The organism is Maribellus luteus, assembly GCF_003576475.1.
Taxonomy (GTDB): domain Bacteria; phylum Bacteroidota; class Bacteroidia; order Bacteroidales; family Prolixibacteraceae; genus Draconibacterium; species Draconibacterium luteum.
Genome location: NZ_QWGR01000001.1, coordinates 65,198 through 88,632, shown reverse-complemented (window position 1 = coordinate 88,632; position 23,435 = coordinate 65,198). Strand labels below are relative to the sequence as shown.

Genomic DNA, 23,435 nt, shown 5'->3' with positions numbered 1-23,435 from the left:
GCTCTCTTTTCGTCAGCTCCTAGTAATCCATCCCCCAACGTTCGCTGGGATCTCCCGGGATGGCCACTTCTTTTTGAGAAAAACGGAAGACATGTGGCTGAACCAGTCGGTTGAAATCCTCGTATTTCATCTGTATCATTTCGGTATGATTTCCGGCGTTAAAGGCGATCATATCGTCTTCAGCCAAAGTCTGCGCCACGTACACATCCAAATCGTACAGGTTACCAAACGGCGGCATGGCCCCCACTTCGCAATCGGGAAAGAAATACTTGAATTCCTCTTCGGTAGCCAGTGCCACCTTCTCCTTTCCAAATACTTCCTGGAGCAAATCGAAATTAACCTTGTAACTGGCCGGTAACACGCACATGGCCAGGTTGCGATCAACTTTGATCATTACGGTTTTTGCCACTTCTTTCCCCGAAATATGGGTTTTCGCAGCAATTTCCTGTGCTGTATAAGCACTGGAATGTTTGATTGTAACATACCTCACCTGGTTGTCATCGAGGTAAGTTTTTAGTTTTTTTGCCGGCATTTTCTTTTGTTTTAGTTGATAAATTGAGTTTCTACCTTTAACTGAATTCTATTTCGGAATCGTTTAGATTTTACTTCCCTGAAAACCGGAAAGTTTCAGAAACAGGCAAAAAAAATACCCCACCCAAGGCGAGGTACTTCTTTGCGTATTTTGTAAATTCTCTTATCCCAGATAAGCTTCCAACATCCAGATACGTTTTTCGGTATGGCCAATCCATTCGCTCATCATTCCAACGGTGCCTTCGTCGCCGGCCTCGCTTGCTGTTGCAAGAATATCGTTAAAACTTTCCAAAAAGAAACGGTAACTGTTCAATACGGTTTCAACGCCTTTCTTTCCGTCCGAAAGATTCGATACCTGTTCCAATGTAGCTACTTTAAGGTAATCGCCATAAGTATGCAAAGGCTCGCCTCCCAGTGTTAAAACACGTTCTGCAATCTCATCTACGATTTCAGCCGACTCGTTGTAAAACTCTTCATATTTTCCGTGAAGTTGGAAAAACATCGGGCCCTTTACGTTCCAGTGCAGTCCTCTCAGGTTCTGGTAAAAAATCTGATAATCTGCCAATAACTTGTTCAATTTCTCTACTGTGGGTTGATTTTTTGTTTTCATCTTATTCTAAACTTTATGTTTTTGATGTTCATTATTTATACTACAAATGTACTATTAGAAATATTTATTAATTTTATGACTCTATTTACAATACTTATAGAATGAACATCAACCAACTGGAATATCTGCGCGAGTTATGCAATTCAGGAAGTTTTTCAGCCGCTGCCGAAATCCTGGGGATTACACAGCCGGCCCTGAGTCTTCAGATTCAAAAACTGGAAGAAGAGCTCGATTTTAAATTGATAGACAGAACCAAACGGCCCTTGAAACTTACCGATGAAGGTGCCGTGTTTTACGAAAAAACGGTGGATATTCTGCAGCAAATTGGACGACTGAAAGATTTGTCGCTGGAGTTGGGAGAACAGATAAAAGGAAACCTCCGGGTGGGAATTATTCCTACGGTAGCTCCGTATCTGGTTCCGCTGTTCACACAAAACCTGAAAACAAGTTACCCGGAGCTTCAGATCGAAGTTTTTGAGTTAAAGACCGAAGAAATTGTAGACGAACTAAAAATGGGAAAACTGGACTGCGGCATTATTTCAACGCCTGTTTCAATGCTCAATATCCATGTAACTCCACTGTTTTATGAACGTTTTTATGCCTACGTTTCAGTAAAACACCCGCTTGCTTCGAGCGAAAAACTGGATGTGGACGAAGTGGACAAAAACGACATCTGGTACCTCGAAGAAGGCAATTGTTTTCAAAACCAGGTGAATTCGATCTGTAAAATAAACTACCAGAAAAAAGCAGCGCAACAGCTGGTTTACCGCAGTAGTTCCATTGAATCGCTCCGGCGAATTGTGGAGCACGAATGTGGAGTGACCTTTGTCCCCGAGCTGGCCACCATTAACATTCCTGCCGAACAGGAAGAAATGATCAAGGAACTTACAAAAGAAGAACCGGCGCGCGAAATCAGCATGGTAACCGTAAAAAAGCCGGCACGCGAGCGCCAGGTTGCTGCGCTTCAAACCGTGATTCGCGAAAGCATTCCCAAACGGATGCAGCAAAAACCGGAAGGCTGGATTGTGGATACGATGTTATAAAAAAAGCTCCCTCAAAAAATGAAGAAGCTTCCAGCAAATTAAAAATCATGTGATTGCCCCGGTAAAACGATCAATAAATTTCCTTGGTCATTCGTTCGGTGGCAGTCATATAATATCGCGCAAAGTTATCGTCTTTCATAAAAACAGTTAATTGTTCGCGCCAGCTTTCGGCTACTTCCGAAAGGTCGGCAATACCTTTTTGGGCGTCCAAATCTGCCGGATTGGCACGAAAAGCTTTAATAACCGGAATAAATTCATCCATCCACTGCTCATAGCGGTCCATCAGCTGTTGTTGATCGGCAGAAAGCGGAAACTCAGTTTTGTCGTTCATTACTTTTGCCGAAAGTTTTTCAACTCCCAGTGCACCTGCCCCAATCGTCAAGCCCAGTTTGGTCAGAAAAGACCTTCTTGATTCTTCGTATTCGTTCATACCCTGCATTAATTAAATCCGTTTTCAAAACAACCATTTTGTAAGAAGGTTTACCGCAAAAGCAAAAAAAGCCTTCCGTCGCTTGACAGAAGGCTTTCTGAATATTATTCAGTGGACAACATGACCGGAAATCACTCATCCATTTTGTAGGATCAAATTATTTCACTTCTTCAAAAACAACCACATCTGACTATCAACCCATTCACAATACAAATATGTCACAAAAAAATCATCTATTTTATGCCGCCACATCGGTATCATTTCAGTACTCAATAAAGCAAAATTACTTAAGAAGAACCGGAATGCCATCATTTAAGTTTTAAATGATGGCATTAGCGCAGTGAAGAATGCCGCAGACTTTGATCTGGAACTGTTGTTGTAATTTCAGGATCGGGATTAACTTGACTGTAGATGCTGACTATATAGCAATAAACAAGATAAAGTAGTTAGAAATCATACGTAATAAGAACAAAGAATGGTTGAAATTATACTCAAACTTAAAGGGGTTAATTACAATAACAGAAAATGATCGCTATTAATTTTTGATAGTTTTTGTATGATAAACGGAGGCCTATTCTTTAGCTGAATATCCGAAATTTCGAGACCAGTAAATCCCAACAAAACTTTTTAGTTCTCCTCAAATTAGATTTGGTTATTTCCAATAGCCTCTCAAGTTTTCTTTGGGGGCTTTCCCCTTTAATATAATTTTGATAAGTTTGTAGCAATTGTCTTAATTTATAAGCATAGCTTCGAACCCGGATAATAAAAATATCGGGGATTAGTAATGAATATAGTAAATCAGATTGTTCGGGGAAATGAAGAAGCCTTCAAGGAGTTGTATGTAAAATACAAACCTACAGTTTGTAAGTTTGTCTACAGTTTTACTAATGACTCCGATTTAACTGACGATATTGCTCAGGATGTTTTTATTGCAGTCTGGTTGAATCGTAAAAATCTGGATCCCAACAAATCGATTTTGTCCTACTTAATGACCATTGCCCGGAACAAGGTTTTTGATTACTTCAAAGAAACATCCCGAAAAAAGGAAATGCTGGAACAAAACTGGCTACTGCTGGAAAAGACCCGGAACGAAACTGAAGATGTTCTGAATTCACTGGAGCTAAATAGGTTAGTTGATGCTGCAATTAGCCAGTTAAGTTCACGTAAAAGGGCAATTTTTGAGCTCAGCAAACTCAAAGGAAAAACACATGCAGAGGTTGCATACGAACTCGGTATCTCCCAAAATACAGTTAAAAATCACATGGTGGAGTCGTTAAAATTCATCAAAGAATTTTTAAGTGATCAAGGGGAAGTCGCCTTTAGTTTGTTTGTTTTTTTGTTATTCAGATAACACTTCTATCGCCTTTAAGATCATTTTAACACCCTACTCTACACTGATTCCTGTCAATTGGTATTCTTTCTTATTACTTACAATCAACTATTTACCGGAAGGCTTTTAGTCAATGAACTGAGGGATATTCTTAGTAAAAACTTATTGCCATTTATTTGACAGTCTGCAAAAAAAATTAAAAAAAGTTGACCTGTCACTAGTCCTGTGCTCTCCCAATACAGTATATAGTGTGTAAGTAAATAGTAATGGAAGAAAAACGAAAAATAAAGCTGTTTTATAAATTTCAACAAAAGCAGTTGACCAAAAGTGAATACGAAGAATTTGTAGCCGAATTTGGAAAAAAGGACGCTCATGAAAACTTCGATCACTTATTTGATGCTTATGCCGATAATTTAATCAAAGAGGGCCAGCCTCTTCAATTCGAAAAAGAGTTATTGGAAGAGGCAGAGCATGTCCTGAAAAAAGCAAAGCAGCAAGAACGATTTGCCATTCATAAAAAATCAAATATTCTCCATTCTTCGTGGCTGAGAGTTGCCGCAGTTATTCTTGTGGTTATTTCGGTAACACTATACTGGAACTCAGTTAATAATAACAAGAAAGCAGCAGAGGTTTTAAGCGCTGAAATCATAAACACGCTTGAAAAAAGCACCAGCTACGGTGAACTCTCTAACGTTGTTTTATCAGATGGTTCAAATGTTAAACTAAATGCGAAAAGTAAAATACGCTTTAACGAAAAATTCCAGGGAAGTACACGGGAGCTTAGTTTAAACGGGCAGGCTTTTTTCGATGTGGCCAGAGACGAAAACAAGCCGTTTATTATAAAATCGGGACAGCTAACGGTAACGGTACTGGGAACTTCTTTTGATGTAAAATCGTTCGATGACGACGATTACGCATTGGTAACCGTCGTGTCCGGGAAGGTTAAAGTTAACTCTCCCGCAGGCGAATATATTATTACGCCCAATGAACAGGTTTACCTCGAGAAATCAACAGGAAAACTCATAAAGCGCGAAGTAAATGCTGAAAATATCATTAAATGGACCAATCGCATCCTGTATTTTGATCACACTCCCGTGACAGAAATGATAAGCCAGCTGGAGCGTTGGTACAATGTAAAGATAATAGTGAACGATCCCGAACTCTTATTAAAAACGGTTAGTGGTGAGTACGTCAACGAAAAGCTGACAACGATATTACAAACCCTGGAGTTCTCGCTTCACATTCAGTTCGAAATAACAAATGAAAGAGAAATAACACTTAGCAAATCTATTTAGGAACTCAAAAAGAAAAAACACATGAATTAAGAATACGAAGCAACCAATAAAAAAGAACAGCAACACCGGGATGGGTCACTGTTCTGCCTAAATTTTTAGCTACTCGTTGAAGATGATTTCTCAGGTCCACTTCAAACGTAGCTGTTTAAACAACTTTTAATTGTAAAAACCATAACAAAAATATGAAGAATAAATATCATCTTAAAAAAGTGCTGATGAATTTAACATGTTTTGTGCTTATTATGACGCTTTTCTCCAGCCTGACCTTTGCTTCCGATACTTATGGGCAGGGAATAAAGAGCACGGATGTTGCATTTACGCAGAAAATAAAAGATTTAGATCAGTTAATAACAGAAATAGAAGATCAAACAGAATACCGTTTCTTTTTTGAAAATCAGGCAATATCAGATAAAGACTATAGCGTAAAACTTAATATTTCAAAAGGATCAGTGTTCGAGGTCTTATCTGAGGTGGCCAATCAAACAGGTTTGTCTTTTCGACAATTAAATAATACGATTGCGATCAAAGCAAAATTCGATGCTAATGACCAATTGGAAACGAATGCAATATCTGTTCAACCAAGAACAATTAGCATTACCGGAACGGTTACAGATGCATTTAATGATGAGCCGATACCAGGAGTAAATGTCTTAATAGCAGGTACCTCTCTTGGGACTACTACTGATGTTGATGGTATTTACCAATTGTTGGTTACCGAGGGGGATACACTAATCTTTTCATTCATCGGTTATGAAGTACAAAAAATTGAAGTCGGGAAAATAAAAATTGTTAACGTAAGGCTTTCGGCGCAAACTGAAATGATAGAGGAGGCAGTTGTTGTAGCATTCGGGAAGCAACGCAAAGAAAGTGTTGTTTCGGCCATCACGACGGTAAACACTGCTGATTTAAAGGTACCATCAAGTAATTTAACTACTGCTCTGTCGGGTAAGATGGCAGGCTTGATTGCCTACCAAACAACAGGGGCACCTGGCGAAGAGGATGCTCAGTTTTTTGTACGCAGTGTTACTTCTTTTGGGAGTGGATTGACTTCGCCATTAATTTTAATTGATAATATTGAAATGACATCCAGGGATTTGTCCCGGCTTAACCCTGATGATATTGCCAGTTTTTCTATCTTAAAAGATGCTTCGGCAACTGCTCTCTATGGGGCAAGGGGAGCTAATGGGGTTGTTCTGGTGACGACAAAAGAAGGAAAGAAAGGAACAGTGGATGTCCAGGTGCGCGTCGAGACTTCTGTCTCTACTCCAACAACGAAAGTTGATATTGTCGATCCTGTCGCATTTATGGAGTATTCAAATATCGCAAGTTTGACACGTCATGGCGAATTGACCTATCCACAAAGTAAAATTGACCAAACAAGAAACCTGAATAGAAATCCATATGTCTATCCGGCAGTCGACTGGAAAGATATTTTAACAAGAGATTACTCGGTAAATCAGCGAGCAAATATCAACCTTACCGGTGGTGGAGAGGCTGCAACTTATTATATTGCCGGATCTTTTTCACAAGACAAGGGAATCCTGCAGGTTGATCCTGTGAATCCATTCAATACCAACATCAATTTGAGATCATATGTTGTTCGGTCGAACGTTAATCTTAATTTGACCAAATCATTGGTAGCAAAGGTTAGGGTAAATGGAAGTTTTGAAGACTATACCGGTCCGATCGGAGAATTTGGAAGTGGCGGTGCCAATACTTACGGGAAAACGCTAATTGCGAATCCTGTATTATTTCCTGCTGTTTATGCCCCGGACAGGGAAACTCAATATCTTGATCGTATGTTGTTTGGTAATTACTCTGATGATGCCTATGGAGTAGGTTCCGATCAATACATCAATCCATATGCCGACGTAATGAAAGGATATGAAGATGTGAGAAATAACACCTTTTTGGCGCAATTGGAGCTTCATCAGGATTTGGACATGATAACCAAAGGGTTAAAAGCCCGTTTTATAGGTAGTATTACACGTTACTCCGGATTTAACATCCAGCGCAGTTACAGACCTTTTTACTACCAATATATCAAAGGCACCTACGATCCTCAAAATACCTCTTACCCATATGAACTAGCGGTATTAAATCCGGAAGAGGGGTCAGATTTCATCGATTACAGCGCAGGTGGTAAATTTGTAAGATCGAGTTATTACGGAGAGGGAGCCGTTTTGTATAACAGAACTTTTGCGGACAAGCACAGTGTTGGAGGCCTTTTGGTCGGTTCGTTTAAAGAAAATATGGATGGAAGTCCTAATAACCTGGATACTTCGCTGCCATCAAGAAACATGTCGTTTGCGGGCCGTTTTACTTATGGGTTTGCTCAAACTTATTTTGTTGAGTTTAACTTTGGGCTAAACGGTTCTGAACGTTTTGATCCGGCACACCGTTGGGGCTTTTTCCCTTCAATAGGTGCCGGATGGCAAGTATCAAATGAACCTTTTTGGACCGGAATTAAAACAGTCGTTCCCAGTCTGAAAGTTAGGGCTACCTATGGTTTGGTTGGGAACGATATTATTGTATCTAATAGCGATCGTTTCTTCTTTACGTCAAATATTAATCTAAACGGGTCATCTGCTGGCAGGTTCGGCAATAATCCGTATGAAGCATTCAGCCGTCCAACAATAGATATTTTGAGATATGCCAATCCTGATATTACATGGGAGGTTTCTTACAAAACCAACCTTGCAATTGAAATAGGGTTATTAAACGATGATTTAAAGTTCATTGGGGAGTTGTATCACGAAAGACGCACCAACATTGTTCAGTTGAGACCTGACATTCCTTCTACTATGGGGTTAACGACCGGTATCAGAACAAACTATGGCGAAGCGGTTGGAAAAGGAGTTGATTTAAGCCTTGATTTTAATAAAGCTTATAGTAACTCAATGTGGTTCATAGTTAGGGGGAACTTTACATACGGAACATCAAAAATAACCCAGTATGATGAATTGGATTACTCCGGAATAGCCCCATGGTTGTCTGTTGTAGGACAAAAGGTTGGTCAACAGAGAGGATATGTGGCCGAACGTTTGTTCATCGATGATGAAGAGGTACGTAACTCGCCTGTACAACAGGTTACCAGTGGTATCGGAGAATACCAGGCAGGTGATATAAAATACCGTGATATCAATGGTGACGGGATTATCAACTCATTTGATATGGTACCAATGGGATATTCGGCAAACCCGGAGATTCAATATGGATTGGGCGGGTCAATCGGGTACAAAAATTTTGATTTTTCGATGTTCTTTCAAGGTTCTGCTAGGGCTTCGTTTTTCCTGGATGCTGCGAATATGGCTCCTTTTGTTGAAGTATATTCTGGAGGGAAAAAAGGAAATAGGGCAATGTTAAGCTATATCGCTGAAAGTGTGTGGACAGAAACAGACAGGGATGTTTATGCAAGTTGGCCCCGTCTTTCTCCGGATACTGGTTCAGCAGCATTCGGGAACAACAATAACTTCGTTAGAAGCAATTACTGGTTGCGGTCAATCGGCTACCTGCGTTTAAAATCTGTTGAGTTTGGATATTCTGTTCCAGAATTTAAAGGCATTAATGCAAGGCTTTACGCAAGTGGAACAAACTTGCTGACATTTTCAAGTTTTAAATTGTGGGACCCTGAAATGGGGGGGAATGGACTGGCCTATCCTTTACAAAGGGTTTTTAACGTGGGCCTTCAACTTAATTTTTAATCATAAAAACAAATATTATGAGAAAAATATATAATCGTCTGGCATTTATTGTTCTGTTTGCTTTGTTTGGCTGTAATAGTTTTCTGGATATTTTGCCGGATGACAAAGCAGAACTGGAAGATGCTTTTAAAGACAAATATAATTCAGAAAAATACCTGTTTACTTGCTATAAAAGTCTGCCAAATTACGTATCACCCACGAGTACGTTGGGTATTTCGGGGGGAGGAGATATTCTCTATTCAGAAAGAAATACCGGAGGTGGTTTGTCAGCCGGACCTCCTGCGCCTATGATGGCTTTTCTCCGAGGGAATAATACAACCAATCCTTTAATGAACTTTTGGGATGGGTATAATGGAGCTCCTGAGAGTTTGTGGGAAGGAATCAGGCATTGCAATGTATTTTTAGAGCAAATCTTAATGGAAAATGGTGGCCCACGAGATCTAGAAGAGGAGCTCAGGACCAGATGGATTGCTGAAGCAAAGGCAATTAAGGCGTATCTGCATTTTTATTTATTTCAACTATACGGACCAATTCCAATTGTTGATTATGCAATCCCTATTTCGGAGAAAGGAGACAAAGTAAATGTGCACCGTGCTCCCGTGGATGAGGTGGTTGACTATATCGTGAACACATTGGATGAAGCCATTGTGGACCTTCCGTATATGAACGAACTGGATGTTGTTAGTGAATTTGGAAGATTCACAAAAACCATTGCTTTGTCAATTAAAGCAAAAACGTTGGTATTGGCAGCCAGTCCTATTTTCAACAATAACAACTACTACTCCGGCTATGCAGATAAAAGGGGCGTGGAACTATTTCCGCTTGGAGATAGTAACGAGAGATGGGAAAGAGCATTGGCTGCCTGTGATGAAGCCTGTCGTTCTGCTGAAGATGATGGGGCAGTTATTTTAATCACGAATGATGGTGGAAACAATGCGATAAGAGGTATTAATATGACAAATATCAGTGATACCACAAAGGCAATGGTAAGTCTTAGACAAGCTGTTACTGAATCGTGGAATCCTGAAGTGATCTGGGCAGTGAATGAGAGTACTACTCTGTTGCAAAGATGGAGCACCATGTTAAGCAATGATGAATGGTTCAATATAAATGGAACAGCTGGAAACGATATCGGACAACGCCACGGACCGACTTTAAATATTGTGGAAGAATTTTATTCGTCAAACGGCATTCCCATTGACGAGGATGCTGAATGGGAAAGCAATGGGTGGTACCAAAATCGTTACAACACTCAACTTCCGGACGTAGGGCACAGCAAATATTTTATCAAGGATGGTCAGGAGACTGCGATTCTGCATTTTAACCGCTCATTACGTTTTTATGCTTCTGTAGGCTTTGATGGGGGCATTTGGGAAGGAAGAGAAAAGAGCTTAACAGAGGCGTCATTCCCCAATATGTTGAGACACTATGGCAGTGGAATGAAGCATTCAGAAACATATGGAGGTTACCCTTATGCCGGTTACCTGGCAAAAAAATTAAGTCACCTGAGAACAACCTATACTGAAACCAGGGTTACTTTGATTAGGGAGGATTACTCTTTCCCAATAATCAGGCTGGCGGATATGTATTTGCTATTGGCCGAATGTCTGAATGAGGTTGGAGGTCCTTCTAAAACCGATTCACAAGGCAACAATGCTTACTATTATCTGGATCTGATACGGGCAAGAGTAGGCATGGAAGGTGTAGTTGACAGTTGGAATAAGTATGCGAAAAGCGGTTATAAAACGAAGCCCAATGATATCAGTGGGTTAAGGGATATTATCCGGCAGGAACGTATAAATGAATTGGCATTTGAAGGACATTTTTATTATGATGTAAGAAGGTGGTTAATGGCCGAAGATATGTTCAACAAACCAATTTTAGGATGGAACCAATATGGGGAAAACAAGAAAGACTTTTACAACATAAGGGTTTTATTGGTCCCCCGATTCTCTATGAAGGATTATCTAATGCCGATCAGGACAAATTCATTGTTGCAAAACCCCAATCTGGTTCAAAACCCGGGTTGGTAAAATGAATATGGGTACACACAAAAAAAATTACAAAATGAGAAAAAATATAAGTTCATTACTTATTCTAATTATCAGCACTTTGCTGATGATCACTTGTACGGACTCATATATGGGGATAGAGCAAGTAAAGACCAGTTCGGTTAAACCTGAAAAAATCACAATAAAAGAAGTGGTGCCGAAATCGGGTGCATTGGAGATTCATTTTACACTTCCCAAGGGAAATCCAGACATCTCGCAGGTTGTTGCAAGTTACATCAACAAACAAGGTGAAAAAATGGAGTTTAAAGTTTCCAGGTATAGCTCTTTTATTTTGGTGGAGGGTTTTATAGGCACAAGTGAAAGGACTGTTGAATTAGCTTGTATTGATAATAGCGGAAATCAATCTGAAACAACTGTGGTGAAAGCAGCACCACTAATCTCTCCGGTAGAGCTTGCACTTCAGACAATGAAAATTGAACCAGCCTTTGGCGGGATAAAAGTTGAGTGGGAAAATCCGCAAGGGAATCCATTTGTTATTCATGTTTTAACGGCAGATACATTGCAAAAAGGTATCGTTTCGCTTGAAGAAGATCTAAAGCAAGTGATCTATTCCCGTGACTCCACCAACACCTTTGCCTATATTCGTCCATACGCTGCTATAAAACAGGACTTTGGATTTTATGTGTCAGACAAATGGAAAAATAAGACAGACACATTAATTGGCTCTTTTACTCCTTTTAAAGAAGAATTAATCGATTTCAACCTCGTAGAACCAGTTACGTATTTTAATCCTACTTATTACGGGGGAAGCCGGGATTATGATACATATGCTATAAACCCTGCCACAGGAATACAAAATGATGGAAATTGTCATGGTTCAAACTTTGGCCCTCATAAAATGTTCAATGGCGTGATAACTGCAAATGATTATTATGTATATAAATTTGTAAGAAATCTGACAGATCCGGATAAATCGAAGCAAGAGCTCGAGCAAAATGCTTACGCGACTTTTGATTTGCACATGGAAGTACGATTAAGCAGGGTAAAAATATATCCCAGGCCGAGTAGCAGTTATACCTATAACAGATCAAGTGTGAAACGTTTCCGCATTTGGGGTACCAACGATGCCAATACTGAGAAATGGGCTAAGTTCCCGGAAACCTGGACATTGATTGGAGAGTATGTTGGAAAAGAACCGGTTAGCAGGGACAATTTGACGGCCGAAGAAATTGAATATTTCAATTACAATCAGGAATATACTATAAGCGAAGACAATGTGAATCCTGAGGCACAGACAACAGCGACGTTCAGGTACATGCGTCTTCAGTTAATGGAATCCTATAATCCAGTCATTTCTTACTACACCATAAATGAGTTCGAAATGTTTGGAGATATTCAACAGTATTATTAAAAAGATTATATCAGATTAAAATGAGAACGATGAAAAGATACATATTCAAAATCACAATCTTATTGTTCATTTTTTATGTGAGTTGTGATGATGCAAATGACTTATTGAATCAATATATAAAAGATGGACCAATCATTTATGCAGCAAAAGTAAATGAATTAAACACTCAGGCAGGATATTCCCGAATGAGAGTAAATATTTACCCTGAAGAAGATGTAAACCGTTCCTATTGTATTTTGAGTTGGAACATCTCCCAGGGATTAAAGGATTCTGTGAAAGTTGAGTACCTCGAGAATAATTTTGACAACGATTCGAGCTGTTATTATACCGTTGTCGATTTCACGCCGGACGAAGGTATTGAGGGAAACCTGGAGATAACGGCTCAAAATGTAGACGTGTTTGGTAACAGATCATTAAAAACGACTGAAAGAGCCTACATTTATGGCCCCAGTTATATCTCTACTTTGATAAATGCTCAGGTTCAATTTTCATCTGACAATGAAATTATTTTTGAACAAAAAATAGGGGCAGTTGGAAACTTGCTAAGTTATGAGCAAAACAGTGGAGAATTTACGGATGAGATTTTTGTTCCCGATAGTCATTATCCTCTAACCGATGCTAAAGCCGGGGGTGTAGTACGGACTAAAACGAGATATCTTATCTCCGAAACAGATATCGATACACTTGAAGTAGTGAACTATTTGGAGACAATAATTCCTCCGAACTAACATTGAGTCCCTTCCGCAAATCTGTTTGCCAATGTTTGGGAAATGGATTTGTGGAAGGGCCAGTCATTCATAGCAGAATAATAACTGTATTTATTTTAAGTGTACTAATATGAGAAAGACAGGTATAACTATGTTCGTGCTCTTTATTAGTGTTGTTGTTTCTTGTCAGGATGGTGCTTTTAACGAGAATGATAACGATGACAAGCTAAGTGAAGCCGTTCAGGAAGCAGCACAGGTAATGACTCAATTCAGAAAAACATCTCCGTTTTTGCTCGACGCGGAAAGATTAGAGCTGTGGGATAAATTTGAAGTTTATTCTGATAATCTGGAGAAAACCACTTTCAAAGAATATCTGAATAAACCTGAAGATGAAGCCGTCAGTATGGAAGACACAATTCCCATGTTATATTTTTACCGGGAGGCTTTTGACAAAGTGCTTGACGAAGTAAAGAACACAAAGGTTAACTATGGGAATACATCGGTCTGGATGCTGTATAATATGGGGTTTGTGGTGAAAACACCTTCCGGTTGTTTTGGTATTGATATTGATCATCGCCTGGCGGAGAAATTGGAACCCTATCTGGATTTTCTCTGTATTACCCACAACCATGGAGATCACTATAACAACAAACTGATTGAGGCAATGAATATGAATGGGAAGCCGGTGTTGTCAAATTTCCACAAAGGAAGTAGAGAATATGTTTCAACGACACCTACAACTTATAGAATCGGTAATTTCTCTATCCGAACTGATATTTCTGATCACCTTGCCAATCCGGATTTTCCTGACTTTGTTACTGTTTTCCGAATCGAGGGAGGAGAAGATTCAGGGAATTTCTCGATGCTTCACTGTGGAGACTCAGGGTTCAATCCAAACCATTTTACAAATGTTGAGGGTGCTGTTAGCATGTTAGTTATGAGGTGGGGAGCACCCCGGGAAAATAATATTCTGGGAGCAGGTGAAGGGCAAGTAATCCCGGATTGCGCTGTGTTGTCGCATCTGATCGAATTAAGACATGACCCTTACCCGCGTGGTCAGGCTTCGATAACCAAAACCCTTGAGCATTTGCCTAACGTGAAATGCAACAATACCATTCTTCCATTTTGGGGAGAGACTTTAAGGTGGAAAAATGGGGAGATGCATTAAACTTGAATGAAAGAAAATTACGAGGTAGAACCAAATAAAACGATTCTGCTTTTCGGCAAAAGTCGTAATTCCCAAACAGAACTGTTTGTATAATAGAGAAAAGAAAAGGCTGGTAAAAACCAGCCTTTTTTATTTAATAATGAATAGTGACAGCTTAGCTTCGGTCCCTTATCGGGGACTTGTTATCAGAAATAGCTTCGATTTAATAATCGTCCCCTATTTTACTTCTTCAAAGTTAACAGCCAATGATTTTCAGTATTTTAGGATTTTTGCGTACAAATATGGTACAAATAAGCACATTTTTACTATTAAAATCTCATTTCCATTGTTCACAAGCTATCCAACTATTTTCTCCACGATTCTTTAATCTGTCTACCCTTCTCAGTTAATCTATACTTTTGCTTGCTACTCTTAGGTTTATCGGGTATTGTCATTTCTATAAGCTTTAAATCCAGAGCTTTTTGCAAGTAATTATACAAAAAAGTTGGTCGATGTTTTACCCCAAGTTGATTCATTAACTCAGCATTGGAGTATTCTTCTTCTTCAATACATTGAAGTAGTTTTTTAACTTGTTCGGTGACTTGTTCGGTGACTTGTTCGGTGACTTGTTCGGTGACTTGCGGGGTATGTAGTTCTTCATCACTACCGACCTTAAACAAAGTTACCTGTATGCCTCCTGCTGTTTCAATAATTTCGGGTGTAGGCAAACCTGCTTTTTTACAAGAATTAATAATCTTTAAGGTTCCTCTTCCCCAGGTATCGATATATCCTGCTTTAAAACAAGCATCGGCAATTAACCGATTGCGAGGGTACGAAGTATGAACGCCTTTTAGCATCTCAATATCCATATCGTAAGGCAAACCACCTTCGTTCCAAATCATAATTTTGTCATTATAAACTCTGATTTGAACATGAACTCCGATATATGTTCTGTGAACAAGAGCATTTAACAACATTTCTCGTAATGCCTCAAGCGGATACTCACCCTTTTCTATTCGCAGTATTCCTCTAAACTCTATTTGTTTTACAAGATATTTATAACCCAGTTGCTTAATTACTTCTTTAAGCAGGTAAACAATATTTCCTTCAAGTACATCGTGAAACCGTAAATCAGCATCGTCATTTACAAAACGTCCTATTCTTACCGATATACCAGGATAAAATCTACCGGGGTCTTTCCCAAACATTACAATAGCCGAACGCTTTATTTTATTATTCTCAACTAAACGTAACTTTTCAAGAAATTGCAATATTGATAAACCTTCAACATCCGGTAGACGGTCGCCATCTTTTGCATCTTCAATATATTTTGCAATACTATTTGCGTCAATATCATCAATGGTGGCACGTTCTTCAATAACATCGTCCCAGGTTTTCCCTGCCTTTTTCAGCAAAAACTCATTTAACTCAATTCCGGTAAGTTCGGTTTTTGTACTGCCCGAACGATAATAGTACCTTCCTCTTATCGACACTGGAACCGAATAGGGATTCACAATGATTTCAATATATTTCTTATCTTCATCTTCCTGCAAATTAACATCACAGGTTATGCCCAAGGTATTTCGTATTTTTTGCGGAATACTCTCCATCAACTTTCTGTAATTCTCCAGATGAATAATATTCCCATCATCGTCTTTCCCAATGTATATTTTACCACCTACAGCATTGGCAAATCCGCAAACCCATTTTAGGTAATCGTCATGCCAACTTTGTTTATATTCTATGTTTTGTTTTTCGGGCATATTACAATTTTAAAAATCTTTCTTTTCAATTTCTTCATCAAGAATATCCATAACCACCGACTGAATGCTATAATGAAACCAGGTTTCAAATAACTCCCATGTTAGCTTTTCAGGCCATAGGTTTTCATCTGTTGTCCAATCGAATAGCTCTTGCTCAAAGAATTCAATAAAATTCTCCTTTAAATATTCAATGGCATCATCAGGGTGGGTGAATTCAGGAATCAGGAAAACATCACCCGCATCATGTGCCATTGGTTTCGGACATTTTAATTTGTCGTCGGGAAAAATATAATTTACCCAATCAAATAATGGTTGTTTCGGGAAAAGAATTAATACATCTCTATTTACAGTATCAAACATAGCTTCTTTATATAAACATTATACAAAAATAGGCTTAAAATATCATTGATGATTTACGTTTAGCTTATACCTGTTTTGATAACATCCCAAACATAAAGTTCATATCGCGCCTGTTTGAAATCAAACCACTTTTGCCTGTAATCCGAATTTTCAACCAGGTATTTAAAATTGGCAAATGGCTTCCTCCTGTTCAGGGCATTTATCAATTTTTCCTGAAAATTTGTATCCCTTACTTCATCAATAAAATATTCCATTATTTTGAATGAATCGTGCGATTCCATTGGTTCAATTGTTATACAGTTGTTCCATTCATCATGTTTCAAACCTGCACTTTCAAAGGTTTCGCCTGTCATCATTTCAAATTCTTCCGGGTCGTAAGCCAAATCTTTTGGGATATCTTCAAATTCAAGCGTATCAGGATTAAAGAAACAGATTAAACCAGCCGATAATCCATCTGCAATTTCAGAAACTGCCTTTTTATATTTCGAAGGAATTTCTTCAGGTTTCGGCTCTTCATAAATCTCGGTTAATAAAAATGTATGTATTTTCTCTAATGCCTTTTTATTATCGAAGACAGTTCTGATTATTGCCAATATTTCATTTTGTAGTTGCCCTTTGTTCATACTTATAATTCCTAATCAATTACCTGCCAATAGCCACCTTTAGCCGGGCCAATACGCTTCAATAATCCTTTTTTCTTCAGATTTTCAATGTTTCTTTCAACCGAACGTTCTGATACACCAATCGTTTCGGCCATTTCGGGGATAGAAATATTCTCGTTGCCCTGAATAAGTTCTATAATTTTCCCCGACGTTTTCCCCGACGTTTCTCTGACACTTTCCTGAGCCTCCATCTTGAAATCAACAACAACCGAATCAAACTCTATTTGATAATCCGGCATAGTTGAATTATAAGCCTTCCAATTATCGTCAATCTTATCAAACCCAAAACCAATGTTCTCTGCCAGTTTTACCATTCGAAACAGCTTGGCAATAATTGGGTTACGGGGCAAAGATATATCCTTCCCTTTTAATTCCTCAAAAGGCTTTGGTAATCCACCTGGATTATAAAACTCAATATGATTCGTAAATATGCGGACACGTGGACACGCTGGAGAGAAATAGTCAGTGTGCATCAACATATTTACCAAAGCTTCACGGATACTTTCGAGCCCCGGAGATAACTCCTGTCCAAATCCCTCGGCGGTCAGTGAAAACCTAACATCTACCTTTTGTTTTAGCCTATGAAAACATTCGAAATAGTATTCCCGAGAGTTTTCCTGAACATGTGTGATGAAATATTTCCTTCAACTTTTATTTTGTATTTTTTGAAAATACTTTTCAGTTTTACATTTACCCAACTCCTGTCAATTGGCTTTATTCCATACCGATTAATGAATATGAATTGATTGTCATCTGTAATCGACATTTTTTTCTTAATCCTTTGAACCATGGATTTTAGGTCCTGATTAATTTTTATCCTTCTTGTCTTTTTTGTTTTCTTCTCGACAATGGTAAAGGTTTCTCCATTCTCAAATTGACTATACCGAAGTTTAAGTAAATCTCCGATTCGAAGACCGGTGAATACACCAATTGCAATTAATAAACAATACTTGTTTTCACCATCGCGTTCTAAGTTTGAAATAAGTAATTTGAACTGATCCCAGTCCATTGATGACGTTGTTGTTCTTTGACCAAGTCGTGACATAGCTTTAAATTTTATGGTTTAAAGCCATTCTACTGTGAAAGCTCTACTTTCACCTAAACTTGATTAAAACACTGTATGTCAGAAATTAAACAGACCCCGAACGTAAAAGTGATTCCATTTGGTTATACTTGTGACATTAGTATAAGTTGTAATAAGCTACGACACTAAGGATATTATTTCTCTTTCAATATATCTATAGTTATCCTCTGTAAACTATTGTCCGAACAAAACCTTGCAGGATCAATACCATTTAACCTTAGCATAAGACAATAAGTTCAAGACTCTACTGGTCAACATCTTCATGAGATAGGATCAATCCGCACAATATTGATTCACCCTTTTGCGGAATAATCTCAAATATTGGATTAGTAGTTCCATCAACTGTGATATTTACTTCAAATCCACCATTTTGTTCAAATTCTACAACATTGGAAATGTTATTTATCTTATACTCGACTGTACCTCTTTCTTGCCTTGAAAACAGTAATACCTTTAATTTATATTGCCCTGCACTTAATGCCTTTTTACTGGTAAAAGCATTTAACGGAAACTCAACTGCAGTATCAACCAGAATTCCATTTCGGTATATTTCCTTGTAATCCTCTGAGGAGGAGTTTATGTCCACAACTGTTTTTCCCGTTTCTTTTTCTCCCAAAACTTTCCAGTAGCTTCTCTCTCTGTTTACAAGGTAAGTTAATCTACCCGGCATCTGTGCCAGTGCTTCATGCGAAGTATGACCAAAATTAATGCGGATACTTTCTTTTCCAACCAACTGCTTCAAAGAAATAAAGTGAGGCAGCCATCGCAATCCCATGGAAAACAACAAACCCTTTTCACCCTTGGTACTATATCCGTATTGTATGGTTTTTGCATAATGTTCCAAAACCTCTTCTGGATTAAACTGATCGGCGATTCTTTTCGAAGTTTCGATATTCCCGGCATTATGTTCTTTTAAAAATGAAAGGTATAATTGCTGTTGTTTATTAAAATCTCTGACAAATATTTCCAAATTCTTATAAAAAAGGTACATCTGTTCCTGGTCTTTTGAGAGCACTTCCCGGTTTACTTTTTCAAGAAGATCAAGCCGTTGATTACATGCGTCAATAACTTTGGCTGGATCATCAAACTTATCGTAGTGTGGTTTATCAATAAACTCGGAACTTGTTTCTCGCCCAAATACCGGCATATTCTCATTCATCATGGTTAAATACCACGACATTGTTTCAGCACCTTCTGAACCGAACCACTTCTCACCTAATTCTTTTAAAGTTTGGTTTAAGGACTGATTTTCGGAATTGGCCATTACCTGGCGGGAGTGATGTATAAAAAATGAATCAAAGGGCCTGGTCATCCAGTGAATTACTCCAAACCCATTGGATTTTAGCTCTTTTAGTGTTTCATTAAAATCCTCGAAGGGAGCTAAAGGAGCCCCAATGTATGCACCATCGTCGTGGTGAGGCCAGATTACCGGTATAATTTTACCCGCTTTGCTCCACGAAGCAATATCATCTATCATTGCTTGATTATGCAAGTGCAAATCTCCCCGTATTACTTCTGAGTCCAAAATATAGATTGTCGTAAAATCCGGATAAAAGGCATGCATAGGTTTCAGCGATTTCCATTGCCATGTGCCATAGGCAATATCAACATCTTCACGGTTTAGCTCTCTAAATGCCTGTTGGTAGGCATAGGCCATTTTCGATTGAGCAAAAACACCTTCAGATTTTGGCAATTCTGCCAGTTCCGGCTTTTCTTTTATTTTCTGAAGAAATTCCTTTTGCCACTCCTTTGGCATCTCATTCCTTTTTAATTCGTGCCAAACCGAGCCTGCCGCCCTTCTCCACAATACGTATTTGTCGATCTCAGGGTATAGCTTTAAAAGATCGGCCACCTGCTTTTTATAATAGTTATAGCCTTCAGTTTTATCGGGACGTGGCAACCATACCTCACCGGCTTTTTCCCCCATCCAGCCAATTCCCCTGTGGTTTACTTTGAATTTGTCGGTCTCCGGAATCTTTTCCATCATCTCCTGTGGTATTGCTGCCACAATATCAAAATCAAGGGCTATGTTAACCCTTATACCCCTTGCTTTGGCATGTTGGAAAACGCGCTTCATTAAATGTTGCACTCCAGCCACCTTTTCTTCCTCCGGCACCTTACTTGCCTCACTGCCAAAAACAGCATCATCAAACACATGCCCTCCCGGCAAACGTCTTACATCGTTCACGTGCTCGGTCGACCAATCCCTTCCTTCAGCAGAATTGGTGAGGTAACCAACAGGTTTTTTCATGCCCTTATATTCGAAAGTAAACATGGGATTGTTGGCGTAACCGTGAACCATTATGGTATTGTATCCCATTTTCTGTGCCTGATTTATCCACAACACCCAATCTTCATAATCCCAGGCTGTGCAACCACTTAAAAAATTATGCCAATTGAATACTGTTCGCTCCTCAACCAAGGGTTCGTTTGTCAGGTTCCATCGGTCAAAATCAAAAACCTCTTTTTTAGGAGGGGCAAAATCGCCGCTAAAAACAAAGGAATAACCCAACTTTTCCATCAACTCATATACCCCATACAACAATCCCTTACTTCCTTCTGAAGTAATTACTCCTATATTTTCTTTCGTATGAAAAACTGAAAAACCTTCTTTACTTTGGGGAACGGAAGAAAGCAATTGTTGATCCTCAGGCAATTTGTCTTTTACGCCGATGAATATTTTGTTTTTGCTTTTTGATTCAGTTACTATACGAAACTGGTAATCCTCGTAAATATTCCCCAAATATGTGCTTAACTCGGCGGCAGCAAGTTGTTCAATCTCATCGGCATTTTCAGGGAGGGTTATATCAACCGTTTTTTGTGATTTGCCACACGAACATATGAGCACTATTAAGAACAGGTATAGAATTGATCTCATTGTAATGACTTATTTGGTTTTTTCTCTAATTATTCTTCAGTAAGGCTTTCATATACCCCATTGCATAAGCCATACCTGCATGCCATGGAGCATCGCAGGTCATTTGTGGCGTATGGTCAGGAATTAATACACCTTTAAAATCATTCTTTTTAAGAATACGAATGATACGTGCCATATCAATATCTCCTTCATCAACAAAAACCTCTTTGTAATCGGGTACTTTCCCCACTACATTTCTAAAGTGAATATAGCCAATCTTATTTTGCTTGCTGTACGCATCAGTAGCCTCATAAATATCGCCTTCGGTCATTTCGGCAACACTACCCAAACAAAATTCCAGACCATTGGATTCACTGGGTTTCATATCAATAAGCCTTTGATACATGTTTGGCTGGTAAACCAGGCGTGGCGTATTTCTTACATACGGCATTGGTGGATCGTCGGGATGTGCTGCCATCATAACACCTGCCTCTTCCGCAACCGGTATAATTTCGTCTAAAAAATAAGTTAAACGATTCCAAAGCTCATCGTGGCTAATTTTTGGCATTATTCCTTCAGGAGCATTTTCATCGTAAACCATGTTCCAAACCATTCCGTTCGGAATAGGTGTATCATCAATGCTTCCTTCCATTCCTACCGATTCGGCTCCTCCCCTGGCATAAGGTCCCACGGTACGAGCGGCAACACCGGCCAGCGAAAAGTTATAACCAAAAACCGGAATACCGGCTTTCCCAACAATTCTGATTTGTTCTTTTATCAACTCAATCTGTTCTTCTTTTTTATGGCCATCGAGCAAAATATCATGCCAAACGGCAGGATCGAAGTTTTCAATGGCATATAATTCCATACCATGGCTATTAATTTTCTTCTTTAAATCAAGTAAATAGTCCAACGACCATAGTTCTCCACCACCGGCATTTCCCCAACCTCCTTCTTCTCCAATAGGTTGGTTCGCATTATTTTTATTGTTTTTTTCATGGCCAAAATAATCCACCAAATGTGCTACTATATGCGTAGCACCGCATTGTTTTGCAAAACGGAAATGCTCATCGTTCAGCAAATGTTTATATAATCCAAATCCTAATTTCATGTGATTATAATTGTTTGTTTTGTATGGTATCACATGGAACTCGCAAAGTAGAAATAATCATTTCCTTTTGTGCGAAGTTTTTCCATGCTCGTTCATTCTTTATTTTTTAATGTCGACATAAAATTATTTACGACTTCAAATCGGCAATTAGCCCCTGAATACCAAGGTTACTCATATATAGTGCAAATACCAGTATTAAGGTCAGTATTACAACATCGTGAATCCGGTTGGTATGTTTCCCCATAATTGCTTTTTTAGAAGTTAAAAAGAATATACAGGCTATGGTAAGAGGCAAAACAATTGCAATACTGGCCTGAGATAACATGAGAATAAAAACCGGCTTTATACCTGCAACTACACCAAGCACGCTAATAATTGAGAGAACCAACAGAACAATACGATATTTTGTTGTCCGGGTATTTCGCTCTTCATTGTTGAAATCAATCATTAACCATGGAATAACCAAAAGATTGGGTAAGTGAGAAGACAGCCCTGCAGCCAAAATACCAACCACAAAAACAAACATCGCTGCTTTGCCCGCAATCGGTTCAAGCAAAGGAATCATCTCTGCCACATTGTTCATTTTTAAACCCTGGACATGAAGTGTTGATGAAGCAGTAATTAGCACGGCTGCACTAATTACAAACATCATCGAAGCACTTACAAAAGCATCCCTTTTTTGCAGGGTATTGTCCTTCATTTTCCATCCTGTTTCCTTCACAATTTGCGAACGAATTATAAAGGCAAACACTGAAACGGTTGTCCCAACCATACCGGCAACAATAATTAAAGGACTATTGTCGCTACCCTCAGCTGTATCAGGTACTTGTGGGACAAAACCTTTGGTGATTTCACCTATTGACGGAAAATTAACAAACATTGTTGCAATAAAGCAGGCGCCCATAACCGCAACAAAAATGGCAAGTACCTTTTCGAAAAACGAATAGTTCCCAATCCAAAGCAGTACATAAATTCCAACTGCAATAAAAATTGCCCAGTACACCTGGGGTATTCCTTTACCTGATCCGGTTTGAGAAGCTACTTCGAGCACTTCAACGAGTATTCCTAACAATCCCATAAGGGCACTTAAAATAATACTAGAAAGTGCTGCAATCAGCACCAGTGCTACAGCCGGGTGAATGTGTTTTTTGATTCCGTCAATAATGGTTTCACCACTTACCATGGTATATTTACTGAAGTGAGTAATCAGATAGTAGGTAATGATGCAACTGATAAAGATTGTCCAGAGCAGGTCAAGGCCAAAATTGGCTCCCGCTTTCGACATGGAAGTAACGCTTCCGGTTCCGACATTATAACCGATTAAAAATATACCGGGAAGAACCGAGGCTATTATTTTTTTTAGTTTCGACATCCTTAA

The 23,435-nt window shown here is 38.9% G+C and carries 19 protein-coding genes; 8 read left to right on the top strand and 11 right to left on the bottom strand.

The window, feature by feature from the left end:
• Positions 1-19: 19 nt before the first annotated feature.
• Both D1614_RS00365 and D1614_RS00360 read right to left on the bottom strand, forming a co-directional pair.
• Positions 20-532, bottom strand: a complete 513-nt coding sequence (locus D1614_RS00365) for an aminoacyl-tRNA deacylase (RefSeq protein ID WP_119435900.1) — start codon at positions 530-532, stop codon at positions 20-22.
• Positions 533-694: 162 nt separating this feature from the next.
• Positions 695-1,141 (bottom strand): Dps family protein, encoded by a 447-nt coding sequence (locus tag D1614_RS00360; RefSeq protein WP_119435899.1) that lies wholly within the window; start codon positions 1,139-1,141, stop codon positions 695-697.
• Positions 1,142-1,242: 101 nt separating this feature from the next.
• Here D1614_RS00360 and D1614_RS00355 point away from each other — a divergent pair, with 101 nt between their 5' ends.
• Positions 1,243-2,184: a hydrogen peroxide-inducible genes activator gene (locus D1614_RS00355; RefSeq protein ID WP_119435898.1), complete on the top strand. Its 942-nt coding sequence runs from the start codon at positions 1,243-1,245 to the stop codon at positions 2,182-2,184.
• Positions 2,185-2,254: 70 nt separating this feature from the next.
• On the opposite strand, the gene D1614_RS00350 is transcribed toward D1614_RS00355, so the two are convergent.
• Entirely contained in the window at positions 2,255-2,614 is a 360-nt protein-coding gene (locus D1614_RS00350) for a twin-arginine translocation signal domain-containing protein (protein ID WP_162304357.1), read from the bottom strand.
• Between the two features lie 784 nt (positions 2,615-3,398).
• On the opposite strand from D1614_RS00350, the gene D1614_RS00345 reads away from it, so the two are divergent.
• From D1614_RS00345 to D1614_RS00315, 7 genes are all read left to right on the top strand, one after another.
• Positions 3,399-3,965: an RNA polymerase sigma factor gene (locus D1614_RS00345; RefSeq protein WP_119435896.1), complete on the top strand. Its 567-nt coding sequence runs from the start codon at positions 3,399-3,401 to the stop codon at positions 3,963-3,965.
• Positions 3,966-4,210: 245 nt separating this feature from the next.
• Positions 4,211-5,239 carry a FecR family protein gene (locus tag D1614_RS00340; protein WP_119435895.1) on the top strand — a complete coding sequence of 343 codons (1,029 nt, stop codon included), beginning with the start codon at positions 4,211-4,213 and terminating at the stop codon, positions 5,237-5,239.
• A 182-nt stretch (positions 5,240-5,421) separates the two neighbouring features.
• Positions 5,422-8,943 (top strand): SusC/RagA family TonB-linked outer membrane protein, encoded by a 3,522-nt coding sequence (locus D1614_RS00335; RefSeq protein ID WP_206609876.1) that lies wholly within the window; start codon positions 5,422-5,424, stop codon positions 8,941-8,943.
• A gap of 17 nt (positions 8,944-8,960) precedes the next feature.
• Positions 8,961-10,976, top strand: coding sequence for a RagB/SusD family nutrient uptake outer membrane protein (locus D1614_RS00330; RefSeq protein WP_119435894.1), 2,016 nt, complete (start codon positions 8,961-8,963; stop codon positions 10,974-10,976).
• A 34-nt stretch (positions 10,977-11,010) separates the two neighbouring features.
• Complete coding sequence (locus tag D1614_RS00325; protein ID WP_162304355.1) at positions 11,011-12,366, top strand: DUF5126 domain-containing protein; 1,356 nt, start codon at positions 11,011-11,013, stop codon at positions 12,364-12,366.
• Between the two features lie 29 nt (positions 12,367-12,395).
• Positions 12,396-13,094 carry a DUF4998 domain-containing protein gene (locus D1614_RS00320; protein WP_162304354.1) on the top strand — a complete coding sequence of 233 codons (699 nt, stop codon included), beginning with the start codon at positions 12,396-12,398 and terminating at the stop codon, positions 13,092-13,094.
• 109 nt (positions 13,095-13,203) lie between these two features.
• Positions 13,204-14,241 carry an MBL fold metallo-hydrolase gene (locus D1614_RS00315; RefSeq protein WP_147383944.1) on the top strand — a complete coding sequence of 346 codons (1,038 nt, stop codon included), beginning with the start codon at positions 13,204-13,206 and terminating at the stop codon, positions 14,239-14,241.
• Positions 14,242-14,585: 344 nt separating this feature from the next.
• On the opposite strand, the gene D1614_RS00310 is transcribed toward D1614_RS00315, so the two are convergent.
• From D1614_RS00310 to D1614_RS00275, 8 genes are all read right to left on the bottom strand, one after another.
• Entirely contained in the window at positions 14,586-15,983 is a 1,398-nt protein-coding gene (locus D1614_RS00310) for a Fic family protein (protein WP_119435890.1), read from the bottom strand.
• Between the two features lie 9 nt (positions 15,984-15,992).
• Entirely contained in the window at positions 15,993-16,235 is a 243-nt protein-coding gene (locus D1614_RS00305) for a hypothetical protein (RefSeq protein WP_147383942.1), read from the bottom strand.
• A 167-nt stretch (positions 16,236-16,402) separates the two neighbouring features.
• Complete coding sequence (locus tag D1614_RS00300; protein WP_119435888.1) at positions 16,403-16,966, bottom strand: UPF0158 family protein; 564 nt, start codon at positions 16,964-16,966, stop codon at positions 16,403-16,405.
• Positions 16,967-16,977: 11 nt separating this feature from the next.
• Positions 16,978-17,478 carry an ATP-binding protein gene (locus D1614_RS00295; protein WP_241558068.1) on the bottom strand — a complete coding sequence of 167 codons (501 nt, stop codon included), beginning with the start codon at positions 17,476-17,478 and terminating at the stop codon, positions 16,978-16,980.
• 101 nt (positions 17,479-17,579) lie between these two features.
• On the bottom strand, positions 17,580-18,050 hold the full coding sequence (locus D1614_RS00290; RefSeq protein WP_119435886.1) for a tyrosine-type recombinase/integrase: 471 nt from the start codon (positions 18,048-18,050) through the stop codon (positions 17,580-17,582).
• Between the two features lie 283 nt (positions 18,051-18,333).
• Complete coding sequence (locus tag D1614_RS00285) at positions 18,334-20,967, bottom strand: alpha-glucuronidase family glycosyl hydrolase (protein WP_119435885.1); 2,634 nt, start codon at positions 20,965-20,967, stop codon at positions 18,334-18,336.
• Between the two features lie 25 nt (positions 20,968-20,992).
• On the bottom strand, positions 20,993-22,057 hold the full coding sequence (locus D1614_RS00280) for a mannonate dehydratase (protein WP_119435884.1): 1,065 nt from the start codon (positions 22,055-22,057) through the stop codon (positions 20,993-20,995).
• Positions 22,058-22,184: 127 nt separating this feature from the next.
• On the bottom strand, positions 22,185-23,429 hold the full coding sequence (locus D1614_RS00275; protein ID WP_119435883.1) for an Nramp family divalent metal transporter: 1,245 nt from the start codon (positions 23,427-23,429) through the stop codon (positions 22,185-22,187).
• Between the last annotated feature and the right edge of the window lie 6 nt (positions 23,430-23,435).

Bases quoted from the DNA above. Each gene is read 5' to 3' on its own strand.
- D1614_RS00350 (WP_162304357.1), bottom strand. From the start codon at position 2,614: ATGAACGAATACGAAGAATCAAGAAGGTCTTTTCTGACCAAACTGGGC.
- D1614_RS00320 (WP_162304354.1), top strand. From the start codon at position 12,396: ATGAAAAGATACATATTCAAAATCACAATCTTATTGTTCATTTTTTAT.
- D1614_RS00305 (WP_147383942.1), bottom strand. From the start codon at position 16,235: ATGGCACATGATGCGGGTGATGTTTTCCTGATTCCTGAATTCACCCAC.
- D1614_RS00365 (WP_119435900.1), bottom strand. From the start codon at position 532: ATGCCGGCAAAAAAACTAAAAACTTACCTCGATGACAACCAGGTGAGG.
- D1614_RS00280 (WP_119435884.1), bottom strand. From the start codon at position 22,057: ATGAAATTAGGATTTGGATTATATAAACATTTGCTGAACGATGAGCAT.
- D1614_RS00310 (WP_119435890.1), bottom strand. From the start codon at position 15,983: ATGCCCGAAAAACAAAACATAGAATATAAACAAAGTTGGCATGACGAT.
- D1614_RS00335 (WP_206609876.1), top strand. From the start codon at position 5,422: ATGAAGAATAAATATCATCTTAAAAAAGTGCTGATGAATTTAACATGT.
- D1614_RS00285 (WP_119435885.1), bottom strand. From the start codon at position 20,967: ATGAGATCAATTCTATACCTGTTCTTAATAGTGCTCATATGTTCGTGT.
- D1614_RS00325 (WP_162304355.1), top strand. From the start codon at position 11,011: ATGAGAAAAAATATAAGTTCATTACTTATTCTAATTATCAGCACTTTG.
- D1614_RS00340 (WP_119435895.1), top strand. From the start codon at position 4,211: ATGGAAGAAAAACGAAAAATAAAGCTGTTTTATAAATTTCAACAAAAG.
- D1614_RS00345 (WP_119435896.1), top strand. From the start codon at position 3,399: ATGAATATAGTAAATCAGATTGTTCGGGGAAATGAAGAAGCCTTCAAG.
- D1614_RS00300 (WP_119435888.1), bottom strand. From the start codon at position 16,966: ATGAACAAAGGGCAACTACAAAATGAAATATTGGCAATAATCAGAACT.
- D1614_RS00290 (WP_119435886.1), bottom strand. From the start codon at position 18,050: ATGTCACGACTTGGTCAAAGAACAACAACGTCATCAATGGACTGGGAT.
- D1614_RS00315 (WP_147383944.1), top strand. From the start codon at position 13,204: ATGAGAAAGACAGGTATAACTATGTTCGTGCTCTTTATTAGTGTTGTT.
- D1614_RS00355 (WP_119435898.1), top strand. From the start codon at position 1,243: ATGAACATCAACCAACTGGAATATCTGCGCGAGTTATGCAATTCAGGA.
- D1614_RS00275 (WP_119435883.1), bottom strand. From the start codon at position 23,429: ATGTCGAAACTAAAAAAAATAATAGCCTCGGTTCTTCCCGGTATATTT.
- D1614_RS00360 (WP_119435899.1), bottom strand. From the start codon at position 1,141: ATGAAAACAAAAAATCAACCCACAGTAGAGAAATTGAACAAGTTATTG.
- D1614_RS00295 (WP_241558068.1), bottom strand. From the start codon at position 17,478: ATGCACACTGACTATTTCTCTCCAGCGTGTCCACGTGTCCGCATATTT.
- D1614_RS00330 (WP_119435894.1), top strand. From the start codon at position 8,961: ATGAGAAAAATATATAATCGTCTGGCATTTATTGTTCTGTTTGCTTTG.